Origin of the sequence: Dolichospermum sp. UHCC 0315A (genome assembly GCF_008121535.1) — a bacterium.
GTDB lineage: Bacteria > Cyanobacteriota > Cyanobacteriia > Cyanobacteriales > Nostocaceae > Dolichospermum > Dolichospermum lemmermannii.
Genome location: NZ_CP043056.1, coordinates 4,781,281 through 4,794,717 on the forward strand (window position 1 = coordinate 4,781,281; position 13,437 = coordinate 4,794,717).

The following is a 13,437-nucleotide window of genomic DNA, read 5'->3' on the forward strand; positions in this document are numbered from 1 at the left end:
TAATTACATTGATAATTATAATCACATTTTGACTATCCTTATCCATCCAATTTTTGATGAGGGATACAGTTATTCGTAGGTTGGGTTGAGGTAACGAAACCCAACATTACCAATGATTTCGTTCCACAACCTAACCTACCATATAATGACTTTTTGAGGCTTAACCGAGCAGTATTGGGAGGCGATGCCTACGGCGAGCGAAGCTATCGCCCTCTTTCAGCAGTCTTTACAACTCAATGAAAGCATTAGGGATGTCCAAGGTAACCTTATCTTCATCGCTATTATTATTTTCTTCCATTTTTCTTCGATAGATAATTCCACTCAAACTTATAAAAGAGACGTTTCATGAAACGTCTCTACATTGTTTTTCAAAACATCTAATCAACTTTAAACCTAGCTAACAATTCCTCACGGGAAAGATTAGATAAATTAAGTAATAACTGGGTTCTTTCCGTTAAAGAAAGTTCCATCATCGGAATCACAATAGTAGATAACTCCTCATCTAAATTACCAAAACGCACCGCTAACAAACTCTCGACCATCAAACGCTGTCCGTCTTGTTGTCCTTCCTGTCTTCCTTCCTGTCTTCCTTCTTCTATTCCCTCTTGTTTCCATTCTTCACACTGTTTAAGATATGCTGGTGATAAACTCATAATTAACTCCCTTACTTCTTCATCATTAACATCACTATTCAATTCTAAATTTTTCTGCCAAGATGCGAAAATTGCTACCAGTTTATTCAATTTATCATTCTCTCGTGAAAGTTCAACAACTTTGCTGATAGCTTCAGTTTGAGTTTTGCCTTTTCCCATTGCCCTTAACCATAGTGTATCCTCTATTATGGGTAATTGGTTAATAGCAACAATAGCCGCTTTCTGGTATTTTGGCAGAAAATAAACTCCTTTTTCCCATCCCTCCTTTGTTTTTGCTCCAAACCCTTCCAAGATTCTTTCAGAACAAGTGGGTGTTAAAATCCATAGAAAGGGTAATTCTTCTTCAGAGATAGAACGTTTTTCTCTTTTCGCTTGTCTTAACAATTCACCCTGAACACTATACAATTTTAACAAACAACTCCTAATTTCTATCTCACTAGGTGCATTACGGTAAGGTTCAAAAAGACAGCTTGTAACTGCCATTTTTCCTAATAATCCTAATTCTGAATTTATAACTGTTGTTGTCGGAACAAACCAAACATCTATTTCCTGAACTTCGCTTTTTACATCTTTACTGGTTTTGACCTCTCCTAAAGGTGCTAATAATTCTTCTAGATATTCTTTAGCAAGTTGGTCGTGCGGTTGTCTTGTCATAAATTAGTATTTTCTTATATCAGTATATAGAGTTTTATTATCCCGATTCTCAAAGCGTGAGGGAAATTATCAATGATCTGCACAAATCAAGGCATTAGACCTTTATGATACAATAATACTAACTTAATTAATAATTCTCCCCTAATTTTTTTCATTTTCCAATCATCAATCCATGAACAAAAGGTGATAAAAAAGTCGGGGATCTCGGTTATTTGTATCACCTATCACCTACTGCTATGACCTTTGACTTTCCTAATACCGCCCTTTCCGTAGCTGGTTTAACCGACTATCTAAAATTACTCTTAGAACAAGATGAAATTCTCAGACAAGTGTGGGTAACTGGAGAAGTTTCCAGCACAAATCATCACCAGAGTGGGTTATTTTTTACATTAAGAGATACTGATAGTACAGCCGCGATTAAGTGCGTGGCTTGGAAAAGTCAAGTAGCAAAATTAGCACAAATGCCAGTTTCTGGTGAACAGTTAATTATTTTAGGCAGTATTCGTATTTACCCGCAACGGGGAGAGTATCAATTAACAGTGTGGCAAGCCTTACCTGCGGGTGTAGGTTTACAGGCATTACGCTATCAACAACTGAAAAATCGCTTACAGGCTGAGGGACTATTTGATACAGAGAGAAAAAGATACTTTCCCTCACATCCGCAAATTATCGCCGTTATTACGTCCCCAACAGCAGCCGCTTGGGGTGATATTCAAAAAACCCTTAAACATAGATATCCCGGCTTACACATCTTATTTTCTCCCGCAACAGTACAAGGTGAACAAGCACCAGCATCCATTGTAAAAGCCATTGAAAGAGTCAAAAAAGATGGACGTGCAGAAGTATTAATTTTATCAAGAGGTGGTGGTGCTGTTGAGGAATTAGCTTGTTTTAATGATGAAAGAGTGGTTATGGCTGTTGCTAATTGTCCAATTCCCGTTATTACTGGTATCGGACATGAAAGGGATGAATCCTTAACTGATTTGGTGGCCGATTTATGCGTACATACACCAACAGCCGCAGCGGAAACCGTAGTACCTGCATTGGCTGATTTGCAAATTCAACACCAACAGCGAATTACAGGCTTGTGTATAGCCGTAAATTCATCATTAGCAGCTAGGGAAAAGCAACTTCAAGGATTAAAACATCGGTTGCGTCAATTGCGGTTAGATAGACAAGTAGAACAGGAAAGAGACAAGTTATCTTGGAAACATCGGCAATTATTACAGGTAACAACGGGAAAATTACAACAGGCCGGCCAACACTTAGAAATGTTACGACAAAAATTGGCCAGTATTGATCCAAAGTCCGTTTTACAGCGTGGCTATGCAGTGGTGATAACAGAAAATGGTGTAATTCCTCGTTCTGTATCAGAATTAACTATAGGAGAAAATTTAGTGATTCAGTTGGCACAAGGTAAGGTAACAGTTAAAGTTATAGAAGTTACTGAAGGTTGAGTTCTGGAAAATATATTTTCAGACTTGAGGCTTCATACTCAGGATGCTCTACTGTACGCTGTAAGCTATGTCCTATCATGATTCTGCCTTATTACAAAAAATCTCTGTCGAGATTTGTCAATCAATTATTGCTATTCAAAAACAGCAACCAGAATTCTTGATTGCAAAATATCGAACTATTAACTGGCAAATATCTACAAATAAATCGGCTTTAAGTACAAAATTCACAGCCATACTCAGTCAAACTCAAAGCTGGGATGAATTATTACAAAAACTGCAATCATCACTTAAAGCGGTGCTTGTTCCCGCAGCTTTTGATTCACAAATACTATCGGATTTAATATCTGCTGTTGAGCAGCTAAATCCAGAAAATATTGATGTAAATACTAACCATTTACTCCAACGACAATCTGCTAGTATAACTATTTTGCTTTTAGATGCAGAAAACCTGCAACTAAACACGAATACAGAAAAGTTTTTAACTACAATTTGTCATTGTCCTGTACAAGTTAAAATTGCTTTTGCCAATTGGTCAAATCGCGGAAAGTTGGATGTAGAATTACATGAACGTGGCTATGATTTAATTCATGTTCCTGCTGGTAGAGATAATGCTGATGGTAAAATGATTGCGGTGGGTTCTTCTATTCATGAACGCTATCCTCATGTGAAGGAGGTGTTTGTTTGTTCGTCAGATAAGGTAATGACAAACTTATGTAATACATTACAACAAAATGGGATATTAGTTTATCAAGTTACTCAGCATGGAGAAAATATTAAAGTATTCAATAGTTTAACAAGTGAAACTATTAATTATTCTCTTAAACCTTTGCCAGAGATACCATCTATAGAGCAGTTTCTTTTGCAAATGAAGGGTCTGATTAAATTACAACAAAAACAAACTAAAAGTTATTGGATTAAGCTTTCGATTCTGTCTAAATTATTTAAAAGCAAACATCAATTAACCATTAGCCAAATTATTGCTCATCACTTTCCCGGTAAGCAAGCCAAAGACGTATTTATTCACTATCCATCTGAGATTGTAGTTCATCAAATTGATGAAAAATCTGAATTATATGTCACCCTTTTTGAACATCATCAATCGAAATCAGAAAATACTCAGGATAATTCACAACAGGAAATTCTGACATCAAAAGTATTATCTCCTATTAATTCTCCCGCAGATTTAGAGCAAGCAATCAAGAATATTTTGACTAATTTAAGCAAGGTAGATAATCATAAATCTCTTGATATTAGTATTTTGGCAAGTAAATTTTATCAGCAATATGGTAAACCAATAACTGAACAAATCAAACAATTAAAGATTGGGGGTAGTTTTGCTAAATTTCTCCATTCTTGTCATTCTTTGCAAATTCAGCAAGTCGGTAAAAAATGGGAAGTGGGTGTGAAAAAATCTGGACTATGATTTGTTTGATTTGGATAATTAATTTGATTTAGAGAATTAAACCCAGAATACCGAGATAGACTGTACTATAAATATAGTCTGTAAAGAAATGTAAATATTATGATGCTACAAGATAAAGTTATTGTCATTGTCGGTGCTACTGGTGGTATTGGTTCTACCTTAACTCGTCAGTTATCCTCCACTGGTGCGAGGTTGGTACTTGTAGCTAGAGACGGGGAAAGTTTAGCAGCATTAGCTAATGAGTTATCAGGAGAGGTGCTGACAGTTCCTACTGATATTACTCAATCTCAACAGGTAGACGCATTAATTCAAAGGACAATAGCTCAGTTTGGACAAATTGATGTTTTGGTAAATGCAGCCGGAGCGGGTATTCTCAAAGCCTACAACACCATTGAATCGGCAGATTTAGATGCAATGCTGGATTTGAATTTAAAAGGCTGTTTTTACACCACTCAAGCCGCAGCGAAGGAGATGCAAAAACGGAAATCTGGTCATATTTGTAATGTTGTCGGTATTCTTGGTAAACATTCAATGCCTATGGCTGCGGCTTATTCTGCGTCTAAGTTCGGTGTGGTGGGTTTTAGTAAATGTATAGCGGAAGAACTGAAACGCTTTGGGGTGAAAATTACGCTTTTTTACTTTGGGGGGATAGATTCTTCTTTTTGGGATAAGGTAAATTTAAAAGTAGATCGGAGTAAAATGCTGAGTTGTGAAACTGCGGCAAATGCTATTTTTTATGCTTTATCTGCCGAACCCCAGGCTATACCCATGGAAATTAATATTCAACCTGAGAGTCATTTATTTTTTTAGTATGTCATAGATAAAGGTGATAGTAAATACTGGATTTAAAATAAATTATGCTGCAAATTGATCACGTTCACTTTTATGTCGAAGATGCCCAAAGGTGGCGAGATTGGTTTGTTTATTGTCTTGGTTTTCAAACAGTAAATGATGGCTTTTTTCCAAGTCTTTCTCATCATCAAAAATCGTTACATACTCGGACAGAAGTGGTGAAAAGTGGATCTGTCTACTTTTTACTTTCTTCTGCGATTTTACCGACTAGCCCGGTGGCTGAGTTTTTGCGTCAACATCCTCCTGGTGTGGCTGATATAGCCTTTGTAGTTGATGATGTGGAAGCTTTGACAGCAAGGGCTATAAGTAATGGGGCTAGGATTCTCCAACCTGTTGAAGATGCTGGATTTTGTCAGTATGCCAAAATTGCTGCTTGGGGTGGTTTAAATCATACGTTAATTACTAAAAATACAGCAAGAATAGCAGATAACGAAAATATTTTACATGATTCTATTACGGCGATTGATCATCTAGTTTTGAATGTGGGAGTTGGTGAATTAGAAACTGCTGTTAATTGGTATCAAAAAATATTTGATTTCCAACCTCAACAAACTTTTAATATTAAAACTGATCGTTCTGGTTTGCATAGTCAGGTAATGATTTCACCTCATGGTAATATTCAATTACCAATTAATGAACCGGCTTCGCCTAGTTCGCAAATTCAGGAGTTTTTGGATGTAAATCGAGGGGCAGGTATTCAACATATTGCTTTATTAATACCTGATCTTGTGAATGCAATTTCTCGATTTCGGGCTGCTGGTTTATCTTTTCTTTCTGTTCCCCAAAGTTACTATTCCCAGCTACAACAACGATATAAATTTTCTCTGTCAACTGAAGAATTACAGGCTATATCTCATCAGGAAATTCTGGTAGACTGGCATGAAAATTCTCACCCAGGTCAGTTATTATTGCAAATTTTCAGTCAACCAATTTTTTCAAAACCAACTTTTTTCTTTGAGTTTATTGAACGTCGTTCTTTTGCCCAAGGTTTTGGAGAAGGTAATTTTCTGGCTTTATTTCAAGCTATTGAACGCGAACAAATTAAACGCGGTATTGATTTCCCTTCCAGCCAGGGAATAAATTCCCTGTCTAAAAGCTAAAGTCGGTTAAAACCGACTATTTTATCAGCATAAATAGGATAATTTTTAATCCTCACCTACTTACTGGGAACGTTGAATATTACCTGCTTTTACCCAACCTTCTTTATCGGTATCAGCAATGCGAATTTTTTGCCATTTTTTATCGGCGCTTTCTTCTAAAATAATTACTTTTTTATTACCACCAACTCCACCAGTTGTGGAAGAATTTGCATCTGGTTCAGACCGCATACTTAGTCCTTGCGCCCAAGTAACTGTTCCTTCGTAAGCATCTGGTGGCAATGCTTTGGGTGATTCTGTGGGTGTGGGTGTGGGAGTAGCTGTAGGGCTAGATGTGGGGTTGGGAGTAGCTGATTTTTGCGGTTGAGATTTGGGAATGGCTTTGGGCTTTTTAATTTGTTTAGAAGGATTATCGTTAGCATACAGTGGCTTGGGAGGAGTTACTGCGGTACGGTTAACAAAATATAGGGCAACTGTTAAGCCAGTACCTAATAAAACTGCGATCGCTAAAATAAAACCGAGTATAACTTTAAGTAAGTTTGTAAGCATATAGTAGGGAATTGGTAATTGGTAATTGGTAATTGGTAATTGGTAATTGGTAATTGGTTAGTTTTTTTCTTCTTCCTTCTTTCTTCTTCCTTCTTTCTTCTTTCTTTTCTTCCTCCTGACTCCTGACTCCTGACTCCTGACTCCTGACTCCTGACTCCTGACTCCTGACTCCTATAATTGACGTTGAATGCGATCGCTTAAAGGACTGTATTTTGAGGCTAGACGCGCCCTACCGGATGCTGCCCATTCTTGGAGTTTTTGAATCTGTTCGAGGGCAGTTCGTGCCAAGGGGATAATTTGACTAGCAGCCTCTAAAATATCATCAGTGGTGAAATCACGGTTTTGACTAAAGCCAATGTGCATGGCTTCAATTAACGTTTGTTCAATTTCTGCACCGGAAAAATCGGGAGTTTCGTAGGCTAATCTTTCGATTTCATAGCTGTTCAAATTATGGGGACGCAATCGGGATAAATGCACATTGAAAATGGCTTTTCTTTCTTCTTGGCTGGGTAAACCGACAAAGAAAATTTCATCAAATCGCCCTTTTCTTAACATTTCTGGTGGTAACGCCTGAATATCATTAGCAGTAGCCACAACAAATACAGGAGAAGTTTTTTCCGCTAACCAATTGATAAAAGTCCCAAATACCCGGCTGGTAGTTCCTGCATCACCTTTGCTACCCAAACCCGAAAAAGCTTTATCAATTTCATCAATCCAAAGTATACAGGGAGCGAGCGCTTCTGCGACTTGAATCATTTGCCGGGTGCGGGATTCTGACTCACCCACCAAACCACCAAATAACCGCCCTACGTCTAATCGTAACAGAGGTAAATGCCAATGGTGAGCGATCGCTTTGGCCGTTAAAGATTTACCAGTTCCTTGAATTCCCACCAACATTAACCCACGGGGATAAGGTAAACCATATTGTCGGGCTTTTTCGCTAAACGAACCCCCACGCCGAATTAACCAATCTTTCAAATTATCCAAACCGCCAATATCAGTAATTTCCTCAGTGGCGGGGTAAAAATCAAGAATTTGGGTTTGGCGGATAGTTTGCCGCTTTTCTGCCAAAACTAAATCTACATCTTCCGGTTCTAATTGTCCATGAGTGGCGATTCCTCGCGCCAATACCCGGCGGATTCTTTCCATAGACAACCCTTGACAAGAACGCACCAAATCATCCAAAAACTTGCCAACAGGCGGATTCCCGGTGGCTTGTAACAACCGTTCCACCTCCATTTTGATTTCCGAGGCGTTAGGTAGGGGAAACTCAACCACCGTCAGCACTTCCGTCAAATCGTCAGGAATAGCGACGCGAGGGGATAATAGGACAATATTTTTCGGTTGTGATTTCAGCAGTTTGGCTAAATTACGAAGTTTACGAGCGATCGCCACATCATCCAAAAATCTATGATAATCTCGTAAAATCAACACCGCAGGTGCAGCAGCCGTCAACTTTTCCACAAACTCCAAAGCCTGTAACGGGTTACGTTTACCAAACCCCACATCATTGGGACTTCCCTGATAACCGTCCACAAAATCCCAAGTATACACCGGACGATTACCTTGATTTATCGCCTCTTCCCGAATCGCCGCTTCTACCCGTTCTTCCTCATAAGTGGGAATATAAATCAACGGATAACGAGCGCGAAGTAACAATTTAAACTCATTACGAAAATTCATAAAAAACAAGTATGGCTAAAGCTGCGTTATCAAAATCAATAAGGTTTAGTATAATACCATATCCGATTGTACATCACCTGTTAATAATCAATGCAGACTTATTTTGGAGATATCTATTGGTAACATAAATTATGTTTCGCGCAAAGACACAAAGGGGCAAAGGCGCAAAGTTTGAGATTTTGAGTTTTTCAACACCAGTAGCATTAAAGTAAAAATAAACATCTACAGTTAATCGTCAAAAATCCATGCTTACCAAAAATAAAAAAGAAATCAACTGGAAACCTATTATCAAAAAATTTGTCGCTGTAGTTGGTGAAAAAGGCGTAGTTCAACGCAAAGAAGAACTTCTCACCTATGAATGTGACGGTTTAACCAGCTATAAACAACGTCCCCCAGTTGCAGTATTACCCCGAAGCACAGAACAAGTATCAGAAATTGTTAAAATTTGCAATCAATATTCTGTTCCCTTTATTGCCAGAGGTTCAGGAACGGGTTTATCTGGTGGGGCTTTACCAACAGAAAATTCCGTTTTGATTGTCACTTCTTTAATGCGACAAATCCTCAGTATTGATTTAGAAAATCAACGGGCTGTAGTGCAACCAGGAGTAATTAATAGTTGGGTGACTCAAGCTGTTAGTGGTGCTGGTTTTTATTTTGCACCTGACCCTTCTAGTCAAATTATTTGTTCCATTGGTGGCAATATTGCCGAAAATTCTGGGGGAGTCCATTGTTTAAAATATGGTGTGACAACAAATCATGTTTTGGGCTTAAAACTTGTGCTTCCTGACGGTGAAATAGTTGATGTTGGTGGACAAATTTCTGAAATGCCGGGTTATGATTTAACAGGTGTATTTGTGGGTTCAGAAGGAACATTAGGAATTGCCACAGAAATCACCCTGAAAATTCTCAAGAGTGCGGAATCTATTTGTGTCTTACTAGCAGATTTTACCAGCGTAGATGCTGCGGCTGCCACTGTTTCTGATATTATTAGCGCGGGGATTATTCCCGGTGGCATGGAAATGATGGATAATATTAGTATTAATGCTGTAGAAGATGTTGTTGCTACTAATTGTTATCCTCGTGATGCTACGGCTATTTTATTAGTAGAAATTGATGGTTTAGAAGTAGAAGTTTCTGCAAATAAACAGCGAGTTATAGAAATTTGCAAAAAGAATGGGGCGCGAGATGTTACTAGTGCTAGTGACCCAGAAACTAGATTAAAATTATGGAAAGGTAGAAAAGCAGCTTTTGCCGCAGCGGGACATATTAGCCCAGATTATTATGTGCAAGATGGGGTAATTCCTCGCACTCAATTACCTTATGTTCTCCAGGAAATTGAGAGATTAAGTCATGAATATGGTTATCCTATTGCTAATGTTTTTCATGCTGGAGATGGTAATTTACATCCATTAATTTTATTTGATAATTCTGTACATGGAGAATTGGAAAAAGTCGAAGAATTGGGAGGAGAAATTCTCAGGCTATGTGTAAGAGTAGGTGGAAGTATTTCCGGTGAACATGGTATTGGTGCTGATAAGAAATGCTATATGCCAGATATGTTTAGTGAAGCTGATTTAGAAACAATGCAATGGGTAAGACAGGTATTTAATCCCCAAGGTTTGGCAAATCCTGGCAAGATTTTTCCCACACCTCGCACTTGTGGAGAAGCAGCTAAAGCATCTATTCAACAATTCTCAGGTGTAGAAAGATTCTAAGAAAGGAGTCAGGAGTCAGAATGAAGAATAAATATTTTTCTGTTCCCTGTTTCCTGTTCCCTCTTCTCTGTTCCTTGTTTTATCAAAAAATATTCATATCTTTATCTAATCCCCACAATAAAATTGGATTTTGTAGTTATATAGATATTAGCAATCTAGACTTATTTAACTAATGAATTCTGTATTACGGCGGTTTTTTGTGTATTTTTTGTGTTTGGGATTTGTCATTAGTTTAACAATATTTCCCATTTCTGCAAATCCTAGTTATACTCAAAATTCAAATTCTCTACCTGTAACTACAGAAATTCGTGGTGTTTGGCTGACTAATGTTGCTAGTGGTGTATTTTATATTCCTTGGGGTATTGAAAGGGCTATAAATCAATTAGCCGCACTTAATTTTAATACCATTTATCCAGTAGTTTGGAATCGAGGTTACACCTTTTATAAAAGTCCTTTAGCAAAAAAAAATACAGGTTCAGATAGTCAACCTTTGCTGAATTTTATTCATGGTAAGAATGATTTTTTAGCCAAGTTAGTAAAATTAGCCAGAAGTAAAAATTTGACAATAATGCCTTGGTTTGAATATGGGTTAATGACTCCTCCTGATTCTGCTTTAGCTAAACTACATCCAGACTGGTTAACTATTGGACAAAAGGGTGTAGAATCTATATCTGAAAATTTAATAGAAGATATGATCAATGGAGTTTATAAGCAAGCTTGGTTAAATCCTTTACATCCAGAAGTCCAGAATTTTATCCGCGGTTTAATTTTAGAAGTTATCAAAAATTATAATGTAGATGGCATTCAAATTGATGATCATTTTGGAATGCCTGTACAGTTTGGTTATGATGCTTTTACTATACAACTTTATCAAAAAGAACATCAAGGAAAAACACCACCTATTAATCCTTTTGACCCCAAATGGATGCGTTGGAGGGCTAATAAAATTACTGCATTTATGGACAGTATTTTTAAGTCTGTAAAGGCAATTAAACCCTATGCCAAAATATCTCTTTCTCCGAATTCACAATATTTTGCTTATAAATACTATTTACAAGATTGGGAAAATTGGGTGAAAAAAGATCTGATAGATGAGTTGATTTTACAAGTATATCGCAGTGAAAAAAACTCTTTTATTCAAGAAATGTCTAAACCAGCAATAAAATCAGCCATGAAAAAAATTCCCGTGGCTATTGGGATATCAACAGGAAATTTATTAAGGCCTGTAGATATTGATCAAGTTAAGGAACAGGTGAAAATAGTCCGTAATCAAAAGTTTGCTGGGTTCTCTTTCTTCTATTGGGAAAGTTTATGGGGTTACATTATTCCCGAATCACCTTATCAGCGTCGTCAGGCTTTTTTGAAGATGTTTGATACTCAAGCCCTTAGACCATTAAAATTAAAGAAATTATAATGCAATTATCACCTGTTAAAACTAAATATCGAATTCTAAATTTTACATTAAAATGGATTTTTGCTACTTCATTGGGTTTTTTATTTAGTTTATTAATGATTGAGATTAATGAAAAACCAGATATGAGTCTCATGGAAGCTGCTATCGGGAGTTTAACAATTGCTATCCCCCAAAGTTATCTGCTCAGAAAAATAATTTCTCCTGTAAAGTGGGTATTATCTACCCTTTTTCCCTGGGTAATTATTGCCGCAATGGGGATTGGTGTTTTGGGTTGGACTGTGACTAATTCTCCGTTTCTACCCACGCGACTTTTTGCGGGAATTATTATTGGTGGTATTGGTGGTTTATTAATTGGTATATCACAATGGTGGTTAGCTATTCCTCCATCATTTTCTTCAGCATGGAAATGGATATTTGTGAATATGATGATTTGGATGATAGCTATCCCCATTGGTTCAACTGTAGGTTTATTTTTGCACAGAAGTACCAATTTATTTTTAGGGGAAGTTGCGGGATTAGCTATTACCTGGTTATTGGTGGCAATATTCACAGGAATCTCTGCTGTGAAAATAATCAAAGATTTGTAATAGAGGAGTCAGGAGTCAGGAGGGAAGAAAGAAGAAAGAATGGACTTGGAAAATTACTTATTCCCTTTCCCAATATAAATTTTGTTCCTCATTCAATTGCATACGGTTATATAATTAGCTTTGGTTTGTAATTTTAAATTGTCATGACTCTACCTAATTGGATTACTTTTTCTCGACTGCTAGGAATACCTTTTTTACTTTACGGTTTATACAATCCCACAAATCAAGCAAAGTGGATATGTTTGACAATATTTTTAATTGCAGCCTTAACTGATTGGTTAGATGGATATTTGGCCAGAAAACTTAACCAAATTAGCGAGTTAGGTAAGTTTCTTGATCCTTTAGTAGATAAATTATTGGTACTTGCACCATTATTAGTATTGGTAGAATTAGGAAAAATCCCAGCTTGGGCAGTGTTTATAATTTTAGCACGGGAATTAGCGATCGCAGGTTGGCGAGTTAATCAAACTACTATTACTGGTGCAAATATTTGGGGTAAACTGAAAACGGTTAGTCAAATCATCGCCATATCTCTACTAATTGCCCCCTTATCTCCAACTTGGCAAACTCCGGTTTTAATTGCCTTTTGGATATCTGTAATCTTAACAATTGTTTCCGGGATAATTTATCTCATTCCCCCAAAAATTAGTGAGGAAAAATAAATTTATTAAAATGAAACTCGAAATTAAAAAAGGTGGCGAAATCTGCTTTTTTAATTCATTAGTATTCAAATTCAGCAATAAAAAACCCTGGCGAAACTGACCAGGGTTAATTAGGAGAAAATTTGAATGACGATTAGATACAAATACCGAAGCGGGAAATTTTAGCTAACCCCCAAGGTAATTAGAACTATAGAAGTTAAAAATAATATTGCTACTACACCTTGAAAGGCATAGGTGCTTTGTTGCGCTTTTGTAGGAAATTCTGCGTAGTAAAGTTTGGGTTCTTTGGCGTAGTTGTTAAGAATGCCTTTTTCATCACTTGTGGTATACATAATGTTTTTTCTTGGGTTTGTTACTTTATGTAAATTAATATAACAAGATTGTTACAAAGTGTCAATAGAACTTGACAAAAAAATAATTGATGTTAAAGACAAGCCTTGCTTATCTGAAATTAGAGAAGCAGCCAGCCATGAAAAAACCCACCTGCGCGGGTTTCCAGTGGGAAGTTAGCGAAGGTGGGTTAAGATTAATCTAATTAAAAATTTAGCCAAAAAATGTTCTAGCAGTTTACAACTAGTTGTAAACTGCTATGCAAAGAGAATTTCGATTTTAAATGGGCAGTACCAGACTCGAACTGATGACATCCTGCTTGTAAGGCAGGCGCTCTACCAACTGAGCTAACCGCCCGTTT

Annotated in this window: 12 protein-coding genes and 1 tRNA gene; 8 read left to right on the forward strand and 5 right to left on the reverse strand. The window is 37.1% G+C overall.

The genetic code is table 11. From position 1 onward, the window contains the following. Nucleotides 1–377 precede the first annotated feature (377 nt). Complete coding sequence (locus BMF77_RS22750; protein ID WP_148766049.1) at nucleotides 378–1,307, reverse strand: Yae1 family protein; 930 nt, start codon at nucleotides 1,305–1,307, stop codon at nucleotides 378–380. A gap of 236 nt (nucleotides 1,308–1,543) precedes the next feature. Between BMF77_RS22750 and xseA the strand changes: the two genes are divergently transcribed. The 4 genes from xseA (at nucleotide 1,544) to hppD (ending at nucleotide 6,139) form a co-directional block, all read left to right on the forward strand. Next, the gene (gene xseA, locus BMF77_RS22755; protein ID WP_148766051.1) at nucleotides 1,544–2,764 is read left to right on the forward strand and encodes an exodeoxyribonuclease VII large subunit; all 1,221 of its coding nucleotides are present in this window, start codon (nucleotides 1,544–1,546) and stop codon (nucleotides 2,762–2,764) included. Nucleotides 2,765–2,831: 67 nt separating this feature from the next. Beyond that, nucleotides 2,832–4,187, forward strand: coding sequence for an NYN domain-containing protein (locus BMF77_RS22760; protein ID WP_148766053.1), 1,356 nt, complete (start codon nucleotides 2,832–2,834; stop codon nucleotides 4,185–4,187). Nucleotides 4,188–4,286: 99 nt separating this feature from the next. Beyond that, nucleotides 4,287–4,997: an SDR family oxidoreductase gene (locus tag BMF77_RS22765; protein WP_210422249.1), complete on the forward strand. Its 711-nt coding sequence runs from the start codon at nucleotides 4,287–4,289 to the stop codon at nucleotides 4,995–4,997. Between the two features lie 47 nt (nucleotides 4,998–5,044). Further along, a complete protein-coding gene (gene hppD, locus BMF77_RS22770; protein ID WP_210422250.1) occupies nucleotides 5,045–6,139 on the forward strand; it encodes a 4-hydroxyphenylpyruvate dioxygenase in 1,095 nt (364 codons plus the stop codon). A 60-nt stretch (nucleotides 6,140–6,199) separates the two neighbouring features. Here the strand turns inward: hppD and BMF77_RS22775 are convergent, their stop codons facing one another. After that, on the reverse strand, nucleotides 6,200–6,685 hold the full coding sequence (locus tag BMF77_RS22775) for an SH3 domain-containing protein (protein ID WP_148766054.1): 486 nt from the start codon (nucleotides 6,683–6,685) through the stop codon (nucleotides 6,200–6,202). Between the two features lie 171 nt (nucleotides 6,686–6,856). Further along, nucleotides 6,857–8,368 carry an AAA family ATPase gene (locus BMF77_RS22780; RefSeq protein ID WP_148766056.1) on the reverse strand — a complete coding sequence of 504 codons (1,512 nt, stop codon included), beginning with the start codon at nucleotides 8,366–8,368 and terminating at the stop codon, nucleotides 6,857–6,859. A gap of 245 nt (nucleotides 8,369–8,613) precedes the next feature. Here BMF77_RS22780 and glcD point away from each other — a divergent pair, with 245 nt between their 5' ends. The 4 genes from glcD (at nucleotide 8,614) to pgsA (ending at nucleotide 12,746) form a co-directional block, all read left to right on the forward strand. Continuing rightward, a complete protein-coding gene (gene glcD / locus BMF77_RS22785; RefSeq protein ID WP_148766058.1) occupies nucleotides 8,614–10,083 on the forward strand; it encodes a glycolate oxidase subunit GlcD in 1,470 nt (489 codons plus the stop codon). 172 nt (nucleotides 10,084–10,255) lie between these two features. Next, nucleotides 10,256–11,497 (forward strand): glycoside hydrolase family 10 protein, encoded by a 1,242-nt coding sequence (locus tag BMF77_RS22790; RefSeq protein ID WP_148766060.1) that lies wholly within the window; start codon nucleotides 10,256–10,258, stop codon nucleotides 11,495–11,497. Further along, entirely contained in the window at nucleotides 11,497–12,084 is a 588-nt protein-coding gene (locus tag BMF77_RS22795; protein ID WP_148766062.1) for a hypothetical protein, read from the forward strand. The genes BMF77_RS22790 and BMF77_RS22795 overlap by 1 nt, the downstream gene beginning before the upstream one ends. Nucleotides 12,085–12,227: 143 nt before the next feature. Then, on the forward strand, nucleotides 12,228–12,746 hold the full coding sequence (pgsA, locus tag BMF77_RS22800) for a CDP-diacylglycerol--glycerol-3-phosphate 3-phosphatidyltransferase (RefSeq protein ID WP_148766064.1): 519 nt from the start codon (nucleotides 12,228–12,230) through the stop codon (nucleotides 12,744–12,746). Between the two features lie 161 nt (nucleotides 12,747–12,907). Here the strand turns inward: pgsA and psb34 are convergent, their stop codons facing one another. Together psb34 and BMF77_RS22810 are read right to left on the reverse strand one after the other, a co-directional pair. Beyond that, entirely contained in the window at nucleotides 12,908–13,078 is a 171-nt protein-coding gene (psb34, locus tag BMF77_RS22805) for a photosystem II assembly protein Psb34 (RefSeq protein WP_137907529.1), read from the reverse strand. A 282-nt stretch (nucleotides 13,079–13,360) separates the two neighbouring features. After that, nucleotides 13,361–13,433: transfer RNA gene (locus tag BMF77_RS22810), tRNA-Val, on the reverse strand. Nucleotides 13,434–13,437 lie beyond the last annotated feature (4 nt).

Coding starts and splice junctions, on each gene's coding strand:
- BMF77_RS22795 (WP_148766062.1), top strand. CDS start 11,497: ATGCAATTATCACCTGTTAAAACTAAATATCGAATTCTAAATTTTACA.
- psb34 (WP_137907529.1), bottom strand. CDS start 13,078: ATGTATACCACAAGTGATGAAAAAGGCATTCTTAACAACTACGCCAAA.
- BMF77_RS22780 (WP_148766056.1), bottom strand. CDS start 8,368: ATGAATTTTCGTAATGAGTTTAAATTGTTACTTCGCGCTCGTTATCCG.
- glcD (WP_148766058.1), top strand. CDS start 8,614: ATGCTTACCAAAAATAAAAAAGAAATCAACTGGAAACCTATTATCAAA.
- hppD (WP_210422250.1), top strand. CDS start 5,045: ATGCTGCAAATTGATCACGTTCACTTTTATGTCGAAGATGCCCAAAGG.
- BMF77_RS22750 (WP_148766049.1), bottom strand. CDS start 1,307: ATGACAAGACAACCGCACGACCAACTTGCTAAAGAATATCTAGAAGAA.
- BMF77_RS22760 (WP_148766053.1), top strand. CDS start 2,832: ATGTCCTATCATGATTCTGCCTTATTACAAAAAATCTCTGTCGAGATT.
- BMF77_RS22765 (WP_210422249.1), top strand. CDS start 4,287: ATGATGCTACAAGATAAAGTTATTGTCATTGTCGGTGCTACTGGTGGT.
- xseA (WP_148766051.1), top strand. CDS start 1,544: ATGACCTTTGACTTTCCTAATACCGCCCTTTCCGTAGCTGGTTTAACC.
- BMF77_RS22775 (WP_148766054.1), bottom strand. CDS start 6,685: ATGCTTACAAACTTACTTAAAGTTATACTCGGTTTTATTTTAGCGATC.
- pgsA (WP_148766064.1), top strand. CDS start 12,228: ATGACTCTACCTAATTGGATTACTTTTTCTCGACTGCTAGGAATACCT.
- BMF77_RS22790 (WP_148766060.1), top strand. CDS start 10,256: ATGAATTCTGTATTACGGCGGTTTTTTGTGTATTTTTTGTGTTTGGGA.